The sequence below is a fragment of the Rahnella sp. ATs2 genome (genome assembly GCF_051851855.1).
Taxonomy (GTDB): domain Bacteria; phylum Pseudomonadota; class Gammaproteobacteria; order Enterobacterales; family Enterobacteriaceae; genus Rahnella; species Rahnella variigena.
On record NZ_JBLYPL010000018.1, the window covers coordinates 62,011 to 79,340 of the forward strand.

Sequence of the window (17,330 nt, forward strand, 5' to 3'; positions counted from 1 at the left end):
TTCAGAAAGCAGCCGGTTTCCATTGAGCAAACCGGCTATTAATCAGAGGAAATCTTTGGCTTTATTCAGCAGTGAGGCTTTAGTGATCACGCCCAGTAACCGCCGTGATTCGGCATCTTCCAGCACCGGAAGACGTTCGAGCGGCGAGTTGCTGAACATCGCCCACGCCTGCTCGTAGCTGGCCTGCTGGAAAATTGTGGTGAACTCCTGCTCGATAAAAGAGTCCATCGGGCTGTCGGATTTCACGCTGCCATCAATAAGACCAGCCGCCACCACGTTAGTCGGCACCACGCCGAGAAAACGCTCTTCCCGATCCACCACGTACACATAACGCGTGCGCTGTTTCAGCCCTTCGCTGACCACTTCAGACAGCGAGGCATCAACGTACATTTTCGAACACGGTGAAATCAGCGAGGCCACCGTGCTGTATTCAAAGGCATTTTTCGCCGCAAACCGCGCATTATGCCGTGTCAGCACCGGATAGGTTCCGCCGACTTTAAGACGTGAGGCAACCACATAAGAGATCGCCGTCGCCAGCATCAGCGGGAACAGCAGCGAACTGTTGAGGGTCATCTCGAACGCCATCATGATCGACATCAGCGGCGCGTGACTGGTCGCCGCCAGCAGCGCACTCATGCCAATGGCGGCGTAAAGTCCGACCGGACCGGGATCAAATCCCAGCCATTGCAGGAAAGTACAGACCAGCGCCCCGCCCGCCGCACCAATCAGTAACGATGGCGTAAACAATCCGCCCACCGCACCGGAACCGATGGTGATCGCCGTCGCGACAATTTTCAGGATCAGCAGCACCAGCAACGACGTCTGTAAATCGCCATTGTTGAGAATTAAATCGATGACTTCAAAACCGTTACCGAGCACCAGCGGCGAAATCATCGCCACCAGCCCGACACCCAGTCCCCCCAGCCCGAGACGCAGCGCGGGATGAGAAATGGGTTTCATCCACTGACGGACTTTATCAATAGACGAGATAAACAACGGCCCGAGGATCCCCGTCGCCACGCCGATAATCAGCACGGTTAAAATCGCGCCGGGAGACGGACTGAAAGAGACCGAGGAATAAAGATAAAGCGGCGCATAATCCGTCAGGGAACGCACGGTAAGCACTGCGACCGAGGCCGAAATGAACAGCGGGATCAGCCGCTGCACGGCGGTCACGCCGAAGGCGATTTCTGCCACAAACAGCGCACCGGCAAACGGGGCATGATACACCGCCGCCAGACCGCCCGCAGCGGCCATCGCGATAATATCCGACTGATGGACGCCTTTAAAACGCGAAAAACGCCCGAGCAGACTGCCGCTCAGCGCCGAAAGCTGCACCATCGCCCCTTCCCGTCCGATAGAACCGCCGCTGGCAATACTGGCCAGTGACGACAACCCGCGCAATACGGTGCTGACTACCGGAATGCCCGGCAAACGCTGATCAATCACATCCAGATAATCGGGCATCTTGCCGTGTTTGTTTTCGTAACGCAGCGCCAGGATCAGGATGAAACCGGCAATCACGCCACCGGCGGTGGTGATCAGCGGCCAGATGAGTTTCGGGTATTCGTTGAAAGCTTTTGTGATGTCACTGCCGTCCGTGAACATCAGGCCGTTGACACCTGAAATGGCCCCGCGAAATGCAATCGTCACCAGCGCGGCGACAATCCCGGCAGGAATGGCAATCAGCAGATTTATCAGATCGCTCTTTTGCAGGTATTCAGGATTTAGGGCTTTCAGCGTCATAAGATCTCATCGTGAGAACAAGGGGAACGAATAACTCTTTTAGGTTTGCCGTACTCCTCCCCTACGCAGGGGAAGGAGCAGACCAGGCTTTTTAGTGAGCCAAAAACTTCTCGAGGAACTGTTTTGTGCGGGCGTGTTGCGGATTAGAGAACAGCTCTTTCGCGGGTCCCTGCTCCACGATCCGGCCCTGATCCATAAAGATCGCCCGGTCCGCGACATCGCGGGCGAAGCTCATTTCATGGGTCACGATCACCATGGTGCGGTGCTCGAGCGCCAGCGCGCGGATGGTGTTCAGCACTTCGCCGACCAGCTCCGGATCCAGCGCTGAGGTCGGTTCATCGAACAAAATCACTTCCGGGTTCATCGCCAGTGCGCGGGCGATCGCCACACGCTGCTGCTGACCGCCGGAAAGGCGCCGCGGATAGGCGTTTTCTTTGCCGTTTAATCCGACCTTTTCCAGTAACTGACGCGCGGTGGCGATGGCCTTTTCTTTCGGCTCGCCCTTCACAATCACCGGCCCTTCAATAATGTTTTCCAGCACAGAGCGGTGCGGGAACAGATTGAAGTTCTGGAAGACAAAACCGACCTGTTTGCGCAGTTCGCGCACTTTATCTTTTTGCTTGCTGATCGGCTTACTGGCATCAATTTCGATATTGCCGACTTTGATGGTGCCGCCATCCGGCTCTTCCAGCAGATTAATACTGCGCAGTAACGTGGTTTTACCGGAACCGCTCGGCCCGATAATCGCCACGACTTCTCCGGCATTCACCTGCAAATCAATACCCTGTAACACCGTCTGCTTGTTGAACTTTTTAGTCAGTTGCTTTACGTCGATAGTACTCATGAAGGCTCCTGATCCTGACGATTAACGCGGTCTTCCAGACGGTTTTGCAGGAAGGATAAAACGGTCGCCAGCACCCAGTAGATAACGGATGCGGCCAGATACATGGTGAACACTTCCAGCGTGCGCGAAGTAACCAGCTGCGCTTGACGGAACAGTTCCGGTACCTGAATGGTGGCGGCAAGCGAAGTATCTTTCACCAGACCGATAAAGCTGTTGCCGAGCGGCGGAAGTGCCGTGCGCGCGGCCTGCGGTAAAATCACGCGGCGCAGCGTCTGCCACGGACTCATACCAATACTTGCCGCCGCTTCCCACTGCCCTTTTTCAATGGACGAAATCGCCGCACGCAGGGTTTCAGAAGTGTAAGCCGCGGTGTTTAAAGACAGGCCAATCATCGCCGCCGGAATAGGATCCAGCTCGATGCCGAACTGCGGCAGGCCGTAATAGATCATGAACAGCTGAGCAATCAGCGGCGTGCCACGGAATACGGACACGTAAAAACGCGATATCCACGACAGCGGCCAGAAATGCGAAAGGCGCATCAGCGCCAGGATGAAGCCCAGAATTAACCCGAAGACCATTCCGCCCAGACTGAGCTGAAGGGTAAACAGGGTACCTTTCAATAAAAATGGTGCTGAATCCAGCACCAGTTGAATACTTTCTTGCATCAGGTAAGAACCTTATGGATCAGTTCGTAATGAGCCGGAACGCCAGTCTGACGCTCCGGTTTTACGGATATTACTTCGTCACGTCAGCACCAAACCACTTTTCAGAGATCTTCGCGAGTGAACCGTCTTTCTGCATTTCAGCAATCGCGGTGTTGATCGCCGCCAGCAGTTCAGGGTTGTCCTTACGGATTGCTACGCCGGATTCCTGACGGGAGAACGGTGCGCCTGCAACAGCCAGGGTATCACCGGTTTTCTTCACCAGATCCAGTGCCGCCAGACGGTCAACCAGAATCGCATTGATACGGCCTACGCGCAGATCCTGATATTTGGTCGGGTCATCATCATAAGTACGGACATCAACACCTGGCACGTTTGCACGCAGCCATTGTTCGTAGTTAGTACCCAGACCCACGCCGACTTTTTTGCCTTTCAGATCTTCAGGTTTGGTAATCGAGCTTTCTGCGCCCTTCTTCACCAGCGCCTGAATACCGGACACGGTGTATGGCGTAGAGAAATCGTATTTTTTCTGGCGCTCAGGAGAAATGGTCACCTGGTTGATAACCACATCAATACGCTTGGATTCCAGTGAAGCCAGCATACCGTCCCATTTGGTCGGTTGCAGTTTAGCTTTCACGCCCATGTGCTGTGCCAGCGCATCAGCGAAATCCACTTCAAAACCGGTCAGTTTGCCGTCTTCACCCTGGAAACTGAACGGAGGATACGTACCTTCAAGACCGACAATCAATGTGCCGCGATCTTTAACTTTCTTCAGTAAACCTTCATCCGCAAAGCTGTTGCTGATAAGCCCGGTGGATAATGTCACGGCCACTGCCCCGAGGACTAAACGACGACGTAACGCTGAAAAACCCATATTCACCTCAATTATTGTTCATTATAAAAAGTTATATGCCTTACTGATTTGCGCACAGTAGCACCGGTCGCATCAGTTATCAGGAATATAATTCTATAATCTTAGCTCAAAAAAGCATAAGCGCATTTTAGGCGATCAAACTTGCGGATGATACGCAAACAGTGCCGGTGCGCCACCCGTGTGAATGAACAGGATCGGGCCTTCATCCGGGAACAAACCACGCTCGATGCCGTCGAGCAAACCGGCCATCGCTTTGCCGGTATATACCGGATCCAGCAGCATGGCTTCCTGCTCTGCCAGCAGTTTTACTGCTGCCATTCCGGCTTCGTTCGGCTCACCGTAGCGCGGAGCAAAATACTCATCCCACAAAATAACCGGCGGCGCGTTGTCATCAAACTGAAGCGATATTGCCACTTCACGGGCAATGGCTTCCACTTTTGGACGCTGATCCTGCGCACTGCGTGACACTGTCACGCCAATCAGTTGCGTGTCAGGCATTAAATGATGCAGTGCGACCGCCAGCCCGGCGTGCGTTCCCGCACTGCCGGAAGCCACCACGACGGCGCTGAAATCAACAAAATTGGCCGAAGACTGCTCGGCGATTTCCAGTGCGCATTGCACATAGCCCAGCGCACCGAGCGCATTCGAGCCGCCGACCGGCACAACGTACGGACGGAACCCCTGCGCTTCCAGACGTTCAGCCTGTTCTGCCAGCTGCGCCATCGGATCATGCAGCGCGTCACACATCACCACTTCCACATTAAATAAATCGAGCAGAAGACGGTTACCGTTAGTCAGATAATTGGCTTCGGTGGTGCCGATGGGGTTTTCCAGCAGCGCCACGCATTTCAGACCCAGCTTGGCTGCCACAGCCGCCGTCTGACGCACATGGTTAGACTGAATAGCCCCGGCGGTCACCAGCGTATCCGCGCCTTCTGCCAGCGCAGCGGCGGCCAGATATTCCAGCTTACGCAGCTTGTTGCCGCCCAGCGCCAGCGGCGTGATGTCGTCGCGCTTAATGTAAATGTCGCGTCCGGTGAATTCCGAGAGACGATGAAGTTTCTCCAGCGGCGTCGGGCTGCTTAAGAGTTCGAGACGGTCAAAGGCTTCCAGCCGGGTTTTAAGCAAAGAAATTTTAGCAGGCACAATGTTCCCCTGACGCACAGACGTGTCGCCGTGCGAAGTCGTTATAGTCGAAGTTGGGTAGAGTCTGGAGAATGGTAATAAAGTCAGTATATGAAGAATTTATACTTTGCGCAGAGCGGGATGCAAGACAAAAAAACAGGCCCCCGCAGGAGCCTGTTTGTGTGGTGCGTTATGCAGATTTCTGCCAGGCCAGATACTGGTCGTATTTGCGCAGGGCAATACGGTAGTTATCGTGTCCCGCCACTGGCAAATCACTGATGATCCGCTGGTGGATACTGTCCCCGGAAAGTTTATCCAGAGGATAGTTATTGGCAGAGAGGATTTCATCCAGACGGCGGAGGCGGACAACGTACTCGCGCACCGTGCTGTGATTCATCTCAGTCTGTTCGAACAGATATTGCTTAAACGCCATAATGTCGAAATAAGACGAATGGCTGTTACAGCTTATCTCACTGCAAAAACGACACAGTGCGGTCAGTTCCTGCGACAGGTTGTGCCACACGTCATCATCAATAGGCTGATCCATCTTGGCGATGGCCTCTTTATTGATGATTTGCCCGCGAAACACCAAGGCCATCCTGTCGAGTTCTTTTGCACACTGTGAGCAGTGAGTCTGACTGTGTTTAAAATCTTTAAGATAACGGCTTAAAGGCCTTGTTTTGATTCCCGCTGGCATAAATTTATTCCTGATAAGGGATATAAAATGTATAACCGGCCAGGAAAAAGCGGATCAGTGGTCGTTTGCCAGACGTGTGCGCAAGCGCTTAATCGCCTGACTGTGGAGCTGGCTTACCCGGGATTCCCCGACATCCAGCACCGCCCCGATCTCTTTTAAATTCAACTCTTCCTGGTAGTAAAGCGTAAGTACCATCTTTTCCCGTTCTGGTAACGCATCGATAGCTTCCATCACCCGGTGGCGCAAATTGCCCTCCAACAGATGATGTAACGGGTTGGCCTCTTCGTGCCCTTCCATCAATGCCTCGGCAGTATCGCCGTGCTCTTCACGCCACTCGTCATATGAAAACAACTGGCTGCTGTTCGTATCCATTAATATCTGCCGGTATTCCTCAATGGGAATATCCAGCGCCTGCGCCACCTCTCCTTCACTCGGTGGTCGCCCTAATTTTTGTTCTGCGCTATGCATCGCCTGAGACACTTCGCGCGCGTTACGTCTGACGCTGCGCGGTACCCAGTCGCGGCTGCGCAACTCATCAAGCATTGCACCGCGGATACGCTGGACGGCATACGTAGTAAACGCCGTTCCCTGCATCGCATCAAAACGCTCAACCGCATTTAACAGGCCGATCCCTCCCGCTTGCAGTAGATCATCAAGCTCTACACTGGCGGGAAGCCGCACCTGCAAACGCAGGGCTTCATGGCGCACGAGCGGAACATAGCGCTGCCACAAAGAATTTTTGTCTATCACGCCGTCGGCGGTATACAGATCGCTCACTGTCGTAACCTGGCAAATTGAGGGTCAGTATCATTGTGCCAGTGCTATTTGCTGTTCAATCGGCTGAATAAGGCCAGAAAAGCGCGGTTATTTTGATTATGTCTCGCACATTCTGTTTCTGACTGCCCATCACGACGCGCGAACGATGGTATAAAAAACAATCACAACATAAAGATTATCCTAAATTATACCAGCGAATGGTTTTCATTTAACCCACTGAATCGTAAATTTTGGTTAAAAAAAACCCCGCCGAAGCGGGGTTTATATGAGAACTATACGAGAAGATTGAGAACGCTGAGGTCATCGTTGCGTTTAAAACGATCGATCTCCTGTGAAAATTTGTCATTAACTTTTCTGTCATGCTGGCGAACCGTGGAATAGCTATACATGACATCGATTAAGTCGTCGTCGGTCAGATATCCCTTTTCCAGTGCGGCAGCAGAAAGAAGTGATTTAATGAAAAAATAATCAACCACGATCAGATAAATTTCTTTCAGCAGAGGTTGCTGCCGTGTCATACCAAACTGGTCATGATACAAACGATACTGGAAATAATTACGCATAATGTAGGGGCGTTGGTTTAACCAATGGAGTGCAATGCAATCCCAGCCCTTTTTCAATTGTGATAAGCCTGAGCTAAGTTGCTCTTCCGTCTTATCAGAGCCGAAAAAATTATTCAGACGGATCATGTAGTCAAGTAACCTATCTTGCCCACGTAATCCTTCCGTTTCTAACATATGCTTCTGCAACCCAAGTAACAATTGCAGCTCTAGGGTTTGCAACTCTTTTACATTACCCATCGCTTCTGTGAGAGCTCCGGATGCCATCTGGGTGACAATGCTTTCGTATGCATTTTCCATTTGGCCAATTTTTTCATCGAGACTGCCTGTGATTTTCTGATAAAAAATAATGAAGTAGATAATCGCATAAAGGTTCTCTTCAACACGATTTTGCGGCTGCATCATCAAGTTCGCACAAAAAAGATTGATCAGACGCCCCTCCATATCGACAGGAGAAGACTGATTGAAGTTACTTTTCAGCATTGACGTGGTTTCAAGATTCATGGCTTGTTCGTTGAACAAAATGTGCCTGACTGATTCCGGGCAAGACAGATTCAGACTTTTTAATTCTTAATTCTTATAGGTAGTCTGCGTTCGCGGATAGGAGGAACAAGTATGACTGAGTGATTTCGGCCCTGCGACTTTATGTATATAGCAGAGGCTATCTTCTGTGAAGAACGAACAGTTCCCTTCCTCATTGAATTTAATCAGTGCCCACTGGTCAACGTTTTTCTTTGTCAGTAACATTTCTTCCTGGGCAACCTTACGTATGTTGGGAATTTCACTCTTTAAGTATTTTTTATACGTTGCTTTATCGACAGTGATATTCCAGCGTTTACAGCAATGATCGCGGCATGCAGCACCTATGCAATTGAAATGGGTCACATAGGAAGGTTCACTGACCAGAATTTCTTTCATGTTCGATTCCGAAAAATTAGAAAGGTAATACCCAGTTTAAATAAAAAGTCTATAACCCCATTGAGCAAAAAGGCGGCCAAATGGCCGCCTTTTGTGAGGATAAAAGCTGAGCAGTAATTATTGCAGCAGGGACAGCACAGACTGTGGAACCTGGTTAGCTTTAGACAGTACTGAAGTACCCGCCTGTTGCAGGATCTGCGCACGAGACATGGCAGAAACCTCAGTTGCGTAGTCAGCATCCTGAATACGGCTCTGTGCAGAAGACAAGTTGGTAGTGGTGTTGCTCAGGTTAGTGATCGCAGAATCGAAACGGTTCTGAACCGCACCCAGTGAAGATCGGAAGGTGTCGACTTTCGCGATAGCGGCGTCGATTGCAGCCAGCGGATCGTTGCTTGATGCGCCAGTGAACTGAGTAGCAGTCGCGATATCAAAGGTAGCGGTGGCAACAGTTGTTGCAGTTGCGCCAGCGCTGTTTTTCAGAACATCAGTACCGTTGGTGCCAGCCTGGAAGTTTTTACCCTGAATAGTCACGAAGCCAGCAGCATCACCTGTTGCATCAGTCCCAACCTTTACCAATGCGCCAGTTTTGCTTGCAGCGGTCACACCGTTTGCAGAATCACTGTAAGCAACGTTAGAGGTGTTCAAGGTCACATCACCGGTAGCTTTGTTAACAGATGCTGCGTAGTAGTCACTGCCGTATTTAACAGCGTAGGTATTAGTTGCAGCACCGGTGCTGTCCTGAATGTTAACCAAAGACAGGCTGGAAGCAGCAACAGTTGAACCAGTGGACGTTGTCAGTGAACTCGCAGCTGCAGACAGGTTAACAGCAGAAGGCGTTGCAGAAGTATCGCCAACCTGAGTGATGGCATCGCTGGTTTTCAGTGCGTTGCCAGATACGGAGAAACCTGACAGACCCAGAGTAGAAGAGTCAATCTTCTGCAGGTCGATAGAGATAGTCTGGCCATCGTTAGCGCCAACCTGAATTTTCATCGTTTGGTTAGAAGCCAGCACGTTCACGCCGTTGAACTGAGTCTGACCCGATACGCGGTCGATTTCAGACAGACGGGAAGTGATTTCGTCCTGGATTGAGGTCAGGTCAGAAGATGAGTTGGTGCCATTGGCAGCCTGAACTGACAGCTCACGGATACGCTGTAAGTTGTTGTTGATTTCGCTCAGTGAACCTTCAGTGGTCTGCGCAACGGAGATACCGTCGTTGGCGTTACGTGAAGCCTGAGTCAGACCGTTGATGTTAGAAGTGAAGCGGTTAGCAATCGCCTGACCAGCAGCATCGTCTTTTGCGCTGTTGATACGCAGACCGGAGGACAGACGCTCGATAGCGGTGCCCAGTGCGGACTGGGATTTGTTCAGGTTGTTCTGAGTCATCAGAGACAGCGTATTGGTATTGATAACTTGAGCCATGAGTGTATTCCTTCAAATCTGGTTAAGGGTTCGGGCTTATTGCCCACGGCGTTCATCACCGTCCAAACTTGTATCGGCGCTACACACGTAACCTTTAGAACTATTTCTCAAAAAAGATCGATTTCTTACTTTGAGAATTACCCTTCCTTATACCGCCTATTCACGCCATTACTTTTTGTTGCATTCCATTAAACTTTTTCTCCGTCGTGCCGATAGGGCTTAAAGACTCTTATACAACCCGTACAAGGATACATATGGCCACTATCTCTTCATTAGGTATCGGTTCAGGTTTAGACCTCACTACCCTGCTGGATAACCTGACCACCGCAGAAAAGGCGCGTCTGACGCCAATCACCACGGCACAGACCAGCTATAGCGCAAAACTGACGGCCTACGGCACGCTGCAAAGTGCATTGCAGACCTTTTCCGACGCAGCGTCCGCATTGTCGTCCACCGATACTTACGGTGCGACCAGTGCCACGTCGAGCAACACGTCAGCATTTAGTGTGACCACCAGCACCGGCGCTGCGGCGGGCAAATATTCCGTTTCCATCACACAGCTGGCCTCTGCGCAATCTTTAGTTTCAGCGACGCAATCAAGTAATAAAACCGCGCTGGGTGCGACGACCACTGATAACACCCGTACCCTCACTATCAGCCAGGGTGACGGCAGTAAACCATTAAGTATCAAGTTAACTGATGATCAAACATCACTGACCGGCGTTCGTGATGCGATCAATAAAGCCGGTGGCGGTGTCACGGCCAGTATCGTGAAAGTGGACGACAGCAGCTATAAGCTGGTGCTGAGCGCCAACAATACCGGTACTGATTCAGAAATGACCGTGAGCGTCACCGGTGATGACCAGCTGAATAATATTATTGGTTATGACTCATCTACCGGCACCGGTGCGATGACTCAAAACGCGACTGCCGCCAATGCCAAACTGACCTTTAATGGCATCGATCTGGAACGCCAGAGCAACACTATTAGTGATGCGCAGGACGGGATTACTTTAAATCTCACCGACACGACATCAACTGCTGCAACCTTAACGGTTGTTAAAAACACCAGCACTGCAACATCAGCAATTAAGACATTCGTTGATGCCTATAACTCATTACAGGATACGTTCACCAGCCTGACCAAGTTTACGGCAACCGCGACGAATGCTGATACCGCTGACAGCACCAACGGTGCATTACTCGGTGACAGCGCGCTGCGCACTATCCAGACACGTCTGAAAACAGCCATCACCGGCGTTTCAGGTTCTGGCACGGTCAGCTCATTGCAAAGTATCGGGATCACCACTGATCCGGACACCGGTAAACTGGAAATTGACAGCACTAAACTGAGCACCGCGCTGACCGACAACCCGAACGCCGTGCAGACCATGATGATCGGTGATGGTAAGACGACTGGTGTGATGACCAACATCAGCAACCTGAACAGCGGGTTCCTGAACACCAGCACCGGTACGATTGCTAACGCTCAGACAGCCGTGAACACCACGCTGAAAAGCCTCACCGAGCAGTACAACAAGGTGAACACCAGCATTAACGACACCATCGCCCGTTACAAAACGCAATTCACGGCACTTGATGTCTCGATTCAGAAGCTCAACAGCACCGCGACTTATCTGACGCAGCAGTTCGAAGCCATGTCCTCATCAAGTTCAAGCTAGTAAGGAAACAGATTATGTATAACGCTAAAGGAACTCAGGCCTACGCACAGGTAGGCCTCGAAAGTGGCGTCATGAGCGCCACGCCATATCAGCTGGTCACCATGTTATTTGACGGGGCGCGCAGCGCCCTGATCCGTGCTCGTATTTTTATCCAGCAAGGCAGCATTGCCGAAAAAGGCAAATCGCTGTCTATGGCTATTAATATTATCGACAGCGGACTGAAAGCCGGATTAAGTCGTGAGAAAGGAGATCCTGAATTAGTGGATAACCTGGAAGCGCTTTATTCCTATATGGTCCGTCGTTTATTACATGCCAATTTACACAACGATCAAGAGGCCATTACGGAAGTGCTGGCCTTGCTTGAAAACATCGCCGATGCCTGGCGGCAAATCGGCCCAAACTACCACCCGTCGCAGGACCAATATAATGGATCAACATCAGTATCTGGTTAATGAATATCAACTGATCCTGTCTTTAAGCGAGCAGATGTTGCGGCTGGCGAATGAAGAGAAATGGGATGAGCTGGTCGAGCTCGAAGTCGGTTACGTGAAAGCAGTAGAAGCAACGACGAAGTTACCGATGTCAGAACAGACATCGATCATGGTTCAGAATGATATCCGCCGTTATTTGCGTATCATTCTGGATAATGAAAATACGGTTAAAACGTTATTACAAGCGCGGATGAAAAAACTCACCGAGCTGATCGGGCAGTCGTCAAAACAACAACAAGTAAATATGACTTACGGAAAGATTGATCTCCGTTCGATCGCATTTGGCGATCGCCAGTAATTATTGATCCCTGAAAAATTTAAAGTTAAGTTGGTTTTACTTTTCAATATTTCTTGTACAAAAAGTTTTCAGAGGCAGAGAGCGCCTGGCTGCCAGGGCTGGCACTCTCTGGTCTTCTCTTGTGAAACCCGTACCATCCGGCAGCCTGTTTGTTGTATCAGCATGAGCGGGACTTTATATCAGGCAGCAAGCAACAAATTGCGGTCGTCTTTTTTCGGGCATCATCAACATGGTTCGTAAAATAAAAGTGACACCAGGGATAGGAACTATTTCACTGCTTATTCAGCACAGTGAACTTTTTATTCATGATGTTTATATTAATAAGCCACAGTTGATCCTTGTTCAGAATGGCAGTCTTTCAATAAACTATCAGGAACAACAGGTTACGCTGCAATCCGGCGAAATGCTGGTTCTTAACAGCGGACAAACCCTGAGCCTGACACACCATCTTTCCGATAACGGCCCGTTCAGCAGCGCCATTATGGCGTGGGATCATCAGTTACTCACCGATGCCGGGCTGCATGCCACCGGCTTTAGTCCGCCGCTTATCTCTGTCGAAAACTTACAGGTTATTCCGCATATTCCCACCGCCTTTAAACAAAGTTTTACCGACACGCACAGCGCCATTCTCTGGCACCACGGCCTGCCCGCAGCCATTACCCGCCACCGCATGATCGAACAACTCTTATGGTTATCACAGCTCGGCGTGCGTTATTCGCTGCAACACCCTGAAACCGTCACAGAACAGGTGCGCGAACTGCTGATCAATAATCTGCATAAATCATTTACGGCGGCAGAAGTGGCCGAAAATCTGATGATGAACGAGGTGATGCTGCGAAGACGTCTGGCGGCAGAAGATTGTGTCCTGAGAAATCTGATGATTGATGTACGCATGACCCATGCCCTGCGGCTTTTGCAATGTACAGATCTGGCGATTTCGCATATTGCCCATCAGGTCGGCTATGAAAGTGCTTCACGTTTTGCGGAGCGTTTTCGTAAACGTTTTGGCTTCGCCCCGACCGCCATTCGCGGACATTTGCGCCCTCTTTCGGCGCAGACGCAAGGCACAACCGAAGAAATATAACAATTCACACCAAAGCACCACACAACAAAAACTTGAGTAACATCACACAACAATTGATTACCAGATGTTAACGGAATATCATACCCGCCGTCATTTTTATCCATATTCAGGGGTCAGTTGTGCACGTTTGGTGGGAAGTTATTAAGACGATTTACTGGGGCGGACTGGGTATTGCGGTATTGTTTACCCTTCTGGTGAGCCGTGACACGATTAAAATAAGATTGTTAACCTCCGGCATTATCGGTTTCACCTGGCCTATGAGCCTGCCCGTGGTGATGTTGTTCTCTCTGTTCTGATGCATAGTGCCTGATGCATAGTGCCTGTAGATATTGGCCAAAAGAAAACCCGGCCTGACCTGAGAGGGTCAAAACCGGGTTATGTTCAAAACGCTGTATCTTTAGGGTTCTGACGATTACTTACGTGTCTGAACCCAGAAGCCGTGGATCAAGCCCGGCAGATAACCACACAGTGTCAGAATGATGTTCAGCAGAAACGCACCGCCAAAACCATTACCTATCAGCACGCCCAGCGGCGGCACCAGAATAGTGATTAACACTCTCCAAAATCCCATACTTATCTCCCTTTGGTTATCATTAACTTAATGATAGACCATCGCCATGTGCCCCGGACATCAGATGAAACCTAATTGATCAGTTCGAGCATGATTTCTACGTCACGGCGGGCTTTTTCCAGTAACTGCACATCCCCGTCACGGTACTCCGCATCTGTGACCTGATGAATCTGACGCATCTGCCATCTCACCTGATTTTTTTGCTCTTCGGTCATGCTGCGGCACATCACGATGATAAAATTGCGCAACATCATTTGTTGCATGGCAGTTTCTTCGGCGTGTTTGTTGACCGTCATGACCAAATCTATAACATGTTTTTCTGCCATCGCGGGAGCCTGCCGGGTTTAGTGAATCAGTCAGGCCAGCCTAGCACGTGGGCATCAATGCGAAAGGCTGAGCTGATAGGGTTTGACCCGCTATTTCAGCGTGTAGATTTTAAACGGACAAATGACAATGTTTTCCACTGAAGCTGTTTTTCAGCGCCTGGCGGCTTCTCCCTTCCGCCAGCGCTTCCATCTTGGCCCGAAAGAGTATTCTTATTGTCAGGATAAAGGCGCGGCAGGTATCAGCCGCCACGCTGCAGATTTTATTGCCAGCCGTCTTGCGCCATCCGAACCACAAAATGATGGGAAACAGACACCTATGCGCGGCCATCCGGTATTTATCGCGCAACACGCGACCGCCACCTGCTGCCGCGGATGTCTGGAAAAATGGCATAGCATTCCTGCGCACACCGAAATGTCAAAAATCCAGCAAGATTATACCGTTACGATAATCATGCACTGGCTGAATACTGAAATGCAGCGCCCTGTTCCCGTCGCTAAGCCGCGAAAACCTAAGCAGAAAAAGCCCGATAACGGCGATGAAGCACAACAACTCAATTTGTTGTAAGAGGAATGTCACACTCAGAGAAAAATAAAAAGTGACTTTCATCACATATTTTTAGCTTTCACCAGCCAGTCCCCCATCGTGCTCTATAATTTTAAGGAATTTAAAAAAGTGTCATGGGTAGCCCTGAGCGCCCCCTTTTAGCAGTGCTTCTTGTGCAGTCTTTAAGATGGTTTTTCCAGGTGAAACGAGTTCGAAACTTGTTGTCAGGATAATTGCCCACATTGGGAAAAGGAGCATGCATGTCTGAGTATCATTATTTACTGGTTGGAGGAAGTCGCAACGGACAACGGCATGTCGATAAATGCCATCAGTTTTCGTTGTGCTTCTGGGAAGATGCATCAAAGCACGCAGAGCGCGAATTTTACGGTAAACAAAATGAGCGCTACAAAGTGAATCCGGAAAAAGGGGCAGACGGGAACTGGTATCTCGTTGGCTATTGCGGAAATTGTTCGAAAATCAAGGCTGATGAATTAAGTAACCAGGCGCTGACCAAGCACGTTAAGCCCCTGATGTAATCCGCACTACATTATGATGAAGTCATTGAACCCCGCCCGTTTCGCGGGGTTTTTGCTTTTATGGCCGCCAGAACTTTTATGGCCGCCAGACGTATTTTTTGCAAAAGGCCATTATGGTTTACGCCGCCATCCCCTGAATGTTCCTGGCAAAGAAAGCGACGTGACCGCCCAGCGTAAAGTGCGCTTCATGGTGTCCCAGCCGCCCGAGGGGGGCGATGCGCAGGATTTCCCCCTCAAATTCGCCGTCCTGAATGCTGGTGATCACGACATCAAGCTGATAACTGGCCGGATGAACACCCACCGGAAACGTGAGTAATTTTACCCGGTCGCCTACCTGAAAACGTGTAAGCAACGGCAACGGTGCCTGTTCAAACAGATCCTGATCCATATGTGACTCCTTGTTTTCCAGTGAGATTAATTAAAGGATAGAATATGTCACCGCGTCCTACCGGATACCGGCGTGAAGCACTTCTCTCTTTCAGCATTTATTGTGCTCAAAACATCATAAGGATTGGCCGTGAAAAAATTAACGCCAGAGCAATGCATCATCCTGACCGGTTTTACCGGCATTCTGCATGGCGAATTTGAGTGGTTTCACGAGGATTTGGAAAAACGTCTGGGCCGCGAAGTTCAGACGTCTGAACTGGGCTACCCGGAATTTATGCAAGAGTGCCGTGGCCTGTATGAAGAAGATTTTAACAACCTGATGCCTGATTAACCTGATCGCGGGTCCGTGTTTCCTGGTAACTCGTTTCAAGATAGACGTATTTCCTGATAAACGTGTTTCCTGATGAATAAGAAAGGCCGGACAGTTTGCCTGTCCGGCCTCTGATCTCTTAAGCTTAATGCGTTGAAGTTTAGGGTTTTATAATCCCCCGGATGAAGTTTTCATTCACCCGGATCACATTTCCGGTCTCCACATTCATGACCTGGTATTGCACTGGCGTAAGCTCATCCAGCACAGCGACAACTTCAAACAAACCTGGTGTAAAAGTAAGCGTGACAAAAACGCCAACAGGATAGACAGCCATATTTTTATCCTTAGAATCAATTTCTTATATTTTACTTCTTTGCACCCTGAGTGATCATGCGCCTTCTATTAATCACACAGAGTTATTTCATTGTATACATTAATCACGTCGGATAAATGTTACTGAAATGAATTAGGTATAACCTATAAAAAGAACGCAGTGGTTGAAAATCAGACAACTCTGACAGACGTTTCCAGATCATCATTAAATTTTACACTCTTCCTGCATCTGCACGGCTTTCAGCCCACAGTTCCCTTATTTGCTCCCTTGTTTTTGGTGTAATTCCGGTTAAGAATACTTGTCCATTTTGTTGCAATGAGAGCCCACGCTGTGAGTGCCCAGATTTTTGAAACCGATGCCACCCACCCGCATTTAACCCGGCTTATTGCAGAGCTGGACGCGTATCAATACCCGCTTTATCCGCCTGAATCTTTTCAGGGGATTAACATCACTGAGCTTGATGAAGGTGAAATTACCTGTTTCATGGCGAAGGTAGATGACGACTGGGCCGGTTGCGCCTGCCTGTACATTACCCGACAGGGGCTGGCTGAGATGAAACGGGTTTATGTAAATCCTTTGTTTCGCGGGCAAGGTATCGCATCGCTGCTGATCGCCGCAATGGAAAAGAAACTGAAAGCGCTGGGACACCGGGAGCTGTTTCTGGAAACGGGCGTGTTTCAGGAAAAGGCCATTACCCTGTACGAGAAACTGGGTTATTCACGGACGCAGGCGTTTGGGGATTATCAGCAGGCACCGGATCCGCTCAGTGTTTATATGATGAAAGCGGTGGCATAAAGCGTTACAGGCAGGAAAACAAATATCTCCATAACGCTGCCTTCTGACAGTGTTATGGAGACGCGAAAAGCCATTACATCAAAACGTTGCTTTTCGTTGCCGTGAGATCATTGGAAGGAATAACCCACTTTTTGAAGGTGATAACAAAGTGTTCTTTTCCCTTAGTGATTTTCGCACCCCGGTCACCGCATTCCAGCGCGAGTTTAAAAAACTCATCACTGTTAATATTAAAAGCCAGTTCGACTTTTTTCACTATACCGGAATTAAGCAGGTCTTCGGCTTCGTGCAATGATTTGGCCTGAATGACTGACATAAATACCTCGTGAGAACAGATTGGATTTGTGTTTGCT

General features: G+C 49.8%; 22 protein-coding genes and 1 pseudogene. 9 read left to right on the forward strand and 14 right to left on the reverse strand.

Translation table 11 applies throughout. The features are described from left to right. Positions 1-42 precede the first annotated feature (42 nt). From ACJY2G_RS18785 to ACJY2G_RS18825, 9 genes and pseudogenes are all read right to left on the reverse strand, one after another. On the reverse strand, positions 43-1,746 hold the full coding sequence (locus tag ACJY2G_RS18785) for a chloride channel protein (RefSeq protein ID WP_129639892.1): 1,704 nt from the start codon (positions 1,744-1,746) through the stop codon (positions 43-45). 91 nt (positions 1,747-1,837) lie between these two features. Beyond that, complete coding sequence (gene tcyN, locus ACJY2G_RS18790; protein WP_430320109.1) at positions 1,838-2,590, reverse strand: L-cystine ABC transporter ATP-binding protein TcyN; 753 nt, start codon at positions 2,588-2,590, stop codon at positions 1,838-1,840. Then, positions 2,587-3,255, reverse strand: a complete 669-nt coding sequence (gene tcyL, locus ACJY2G_RS18795; protein ID WP_112291747.1) for a cystine ABC transporter permease — start codon at positions 3,253-3,255, stop codon at positions 2,587-2,589. The genes tcyN and tcyL overlap by 4 nt, the downstream gene beginning before the upstream one ends. A 70-nt stretch (positions 3,256-3,325) precedes the next feature. Beyond that, positions 3,326-4,126 carry a cystine ABC transporter substrate-binding protein gene (gene tcyJ / locus ACJY2G_RS18800; protein WP_120163023.1) on the reverse strand — a complete coding sequence of 267 codons (801 nt, stop codon included), beginning with the start codon at positions 4,124-4,126 and terminating at the stop codon, positions 3,326-3,328. 135 nt (positions 4,127-4,261) lie between these two features. Further along, positions 4,262-5,272 carry a D-cysteine desulfhydrase gene (locus ACJY2G_RS18805; RefSeq protein WP_430320108.1) on the reverse strand — a complete coding sequence of 337 codons (1,011 nt, stop codon included), beginning with the start codon at positions 5,270-5,272 and terminating at the stop codon, positions 4,262-4,264. Between the two features lie 169 nt (positions 5,273-5,441). Further along, positions 5,442-5,948 (reverse strand): flagella biosynthesis regulatory protein FliZ, encoded by a 507-nt coding sequence (gene fliZ, locus ACJY2G_RS18810; protein WP_095922218.1) that lies wholly within the window; start codon positions 5,946-5,948, stop codon positions 5,442-5,444. Between the two features lie 54 nt (positions 5,949-6,002). After that, a complete protein-coding gene (locus ACJY2G_RS18815; protein WP_430320107.1) occupies positions 6,003-6,725 on the reverse strand; it encodes an RNA polymerase sigma factor FliA in 723 nt (240 codons plus the stop codon). 272 nt (positions 6,726-6,997) lie between these two features. Further along, a pseudogene (fliB, locus tag ACJY2G_RS18820) lies at positions 6,998-8,203 on the reverse strand (flagellin lysine-N-methylase). A gap of 117 nt (positions 8,204-8,320) precedes the next feature. Further along, entirely contained in the window at positions 8,321-9,622 is a 1,302-nt protein-coding gene (locus tag ACJY2G_RS18825; RefSeq protein WP_430320105.1) for a FliC/FljB family flagellin, read from the reverse strand. Between the two features lie 254 nt (positions 9,623-9,876). Between ACJY2G_RS18825 and fliD the strand changes: the two genes are divergently transcribed. The 5 genes from fliD to ACJY2G_RS18850 all read left to right on the forward strand — a co-directional run bounded on the left by fliD (position 9,877) and on the right by ACJY2G_RS18850 (position 13,473). Further along, on the forward strand, positions 9,877-11,304 hold the full coding sequence (gene fliD / locus ACJY2G_RS18830) for a flagellar filament capping protein FliD (RefSeq protein ID WP_430320104.1): 1,428 nt from the start codon (positions 9,877-9,879) through the stop codon (positions 11,302-11,304). 14 nt (positions 11,305-11,318) lie between these two features. After that, positions 11,319-11,756 carry a flagellar export chaperone FliS gene (gene fliS, locus ACJY2G_RS18835; protein ID WP_159281084.1) on the forward strand — a complete coding sequence of 146 codons (438 nt, stop codon included), beginning with the start codon at positions 11,319-11,321 and terminating at the stop codon, positions 11,754-11,756. Further along, on the forward strand, positions 11,731-12,093 hold the full coding sequence (gene fliT, locus ACJY2G_RS18840; RefSeq protein ID WP_112291762.1) for a flagella biosynthesis regulatory protein FliT: 363 nt from the start codon (positions 11,731-11,733) through the stop codon (positions 12,091-12,093). Before fliS ends, fliT begins: the two co-directional genes overlap by 26 nt. Positions 12,094-12,322: 229 nt before the next feature. Then, complete coding sequence (locus ACJY2G_RS18845) at positions 12,323-13,177, forward strand: helix-turn-helix transcriptional regulator (RefSeq protein WP_129639887.1); 855 nt, start codon at positions 12,323-12,325, stop codon at positions 13,175-13,177. A gap of 119 nt (positions 13,178-13,296) precedes the next feature. Next, a complete protein-coding gene (locus ACJY2G_RS18850) occupies positions 13,297-13,473 on the forward strand; it encodes a GhoT/OrtT family toxin (RefSeq protein ID WP_112291764.1) in 177 nt (58 codons plus the stop codon). A 116-nt stretch (positions 13,474-13,589) separates the two neighbouring features. Here the strand turns inward: ACJY2G_RS18850 and ACJY2G_RS18855 are convergent, their stop codons facing one another. Then, positions 13,590-13,748 (reverse strand): YqaE/Pmp3 family membrane protein, encoded by a 159-nt coding sequence (locus tag ACJY2G_RS18855; protein ID WP_015690040.1) that lies wholly within the window; start codon positions 13,746-13,748, stop codon positions 13,590-13,592. A 71-nt stretch (positions 13,749-13,819) separates the two neighbouring features. Further along, positions 13,820-14,074, reverse strand: a complete 255-nt coding sequence (locus ACJY2G_RS18860) for a hypothetical protein (RefSeq protein WP_112291766.1) — start codon at positions 14,072-14,074, stop codon at positions 13,820-13,822. Positions 14,075-14,201: 127 nt separating this feature from the next. Between ACJY2G_RS18860 and ACJY2G_RS18865 the strand changes: the two genes are divergently transcribed. After that, positions 14,202-14,639 (forward strand): DUF4186 domain-containing protein, encoded by a 438-nt coding sequence (locus tag ACJY2G_RS18865; RefSeq protein ID WP_430320103.1) that lies wholly within the window; start codon positions 14,202-14,204, stop codon positions 14,637-14,639. A gap of 239 nt (positions 14,640-14,878) precedes the next feature. Next, a complete protein-coding gene (locus ACJY2G_RS18870) occupies positions 14,879-15,154 on the forward strand; it encodes a hypothetical protein (protein WP_112291770.1) in 276 nt (91 codons plus the stop codon). A 118-nt stretch (positions 15,155-15,272) separates the two neighbouring features. Here the strand turns inward: ACJY2G_RS18870 and ACJY2G_RS18875 are convergent, their stop codons facing one another. Then, positions 15,273-15,542, reverse strand: coding sequence for a hypothetical protein (locus ACJY2G_RS18875; protein WP_112291772.1), 270 nt, complete (start codon positions 15,540-15,542; stop codon positions 15,273-15,275). Between the two features lie 129 nt (positions 15,543-15,671). On the opposite strand from ACJY2G_RS18875, the gene ACJY2G_RS18880 reads away from it, so the two are divergent. Continuing rightward, positions 15,672-15,872, forward strand: a complete 201-nt coding sequence (locus ACJY2G_RS18880) for a DUF7736 domain-containing protein (RefSeq protein WP_120163030.1) — start codon at positions 15,672-15,674, stop codon at positions 15,870-15,872. Positions 15,873-16,011: 139 nt separating this feature from the next. On the opposite strand, the gene ACJY2G_RS18885 is transcribed toward ACJY2G_RS18880, so the two are convergent. Next, positions 16,012-16,185, reverse strand: a complete 174-nt coding sequence (locus tag ACJY2G_RS18885) for a hypothetical protein (RefSeq protein ID WP_165353196.1) — start codon at positions 16,183-16,185, stop codon at positions 16,012-16,014. Positions 16,186-16,515: 330 nt separating this feature from the next. On the opposite strand from ACJY2G_RS18885, the gene ACJY2G_RS18890 reads away from it, so the two are divergent. Further along, entirely contained in the window at positions 16,516-16,980 is a 465-nt protein-coding gene (locus tag ACJY2G_RS18890) for a GNAT family N-acetyltransferase (protein WP_112291776.1), read from the forward strand. Between the two features lie 73 nt (positions 16,981-17,053). Here ACJY2G_RS18890 and ACJY2G_RS18895 read toward each other — a convergent pair whose 3' ends face one another. Then, entirely contained in the window at positions 17,054-17,293 is a 240-nt protein-coding gene (locus ACJY2G_RS18895) for a hypothetical protein (protein WP_112291778.1), read from the reverse strand. Positions 17,294-17,330: the final 37 nt, after the last annotated feature.

Coding starts and splice junctions, on each gene's coding strand:
- fliD (WP_430320104.1), top strand. CDS start 9,877: ATGGCCACTATCTCTTCATTAGGTATCGGTTCAGGTTTAGACCTCACT.
- ACJY2G_RS18855 (WP_015690040.1), bottom strand. CDS start 13,748: ATGGGATTTTGGAGAGTGTTAATCACTATTCTGGTGCCGCCGCTGGGC.
- ACJY2G_RS18870 (WP_112291770.1), top strand. CDS start 14,879: ATGTCTGAGTATCATTATTTACTGGTTGGAGGAAGTCGCAACGGACAA.
- ACJY2G_RS18895 (WP_112291778.1), bottom strand. CDS start 17,293: ATGTCAGTCATTCAGGCCAAATCATTGCACGAAGCCGAAGACCTGCTT.
- ACJY2G_RS18865 (WP_430320103.1), top strand. CDS start 14,202: ATGTTTTCCACTGAAGCTGTTTTTCAGCGCCTGGCGGCTTCTCCCTTC.
- ACJY2G_RS18860 (WP_112291766.1), bottom strand. CDS start 14,074: ATGGCAGAAAAACATGTTATAGATTTGGTCATGACGGTCAACAAACAC.
- tcyL (WP_112291747.1), bottom strand. CDS start 3,255: ATGCAAGAAAGTATTCAACTGGTGCTGGATTCAGCACCATTTTTATTG.
- tcyJ (WP_120163023.1), bottom strand. CDS start 4,126: ATGGGTTTTTCAGCGTTACGTCGTCGTTTAGTCCTCGGGGCAGTGGCC.
- fliS (WP_159281084.1), top strand. CDS start 11,319: ATGTATAACGCTAAAGGAACTCAGGCCTACGCACAGGTAGGCCTCGAA.
- ACJY2G_RS18845 (WP_129639887.1), top strand. CDS start 12,323: ATGGTTCGTAAAATAAAAGTGACACCAGGGATAGGAACTATTTCACTG.
- ACJY2G_RS18875 (WP_112291772.1), bottom strand. CDS start 15,542: ATGGATCAGGATCTGTTTGAACAGGCACCGTTGCCGTTGCTTACACGT.
- fliZ (WP_095922218.1), bottom strand. CDS start 5,948: ATGCCAGCGGGAATCAAAACAAGGCCTTTAAGCCGTTATCTTAAAGAT.
- ACJY2G_RS18825 (WP_430320105.1), bottom strand. CDS start 9,622: ATGGCTCAAGTTATCAATACCAATACGCTGTCTCTGATGACTCAGAAC.
- ACJY2G_RS18885 (WP_165353196.1), bottom strand. CDS start 16,185: ATGGCTGTCTATCCTGTTGGCGTTTTTGTCACGCTTACTTTTACACCA.
- ACJY2G_RS18785 (WP_129639892.1), bottom strand. CDS start 1,746: ATGACGCTGAAAGCCCTAAATCCTGAATACCTGCAAAAGAGCGATCTG.
- fliT (WP_112291762.1), top strand. CDS start 11,731: ATGGATCAACATCAGTATCTGGTTAATGAATATCAACTGATCCTGTCT.
- tcyN (WP_430320109.1), bottom strand. CDS start 2,590: ATGAGTACTATCGACGTAAAGCAACTGACTAAAAAGTTCAACAAGCAG.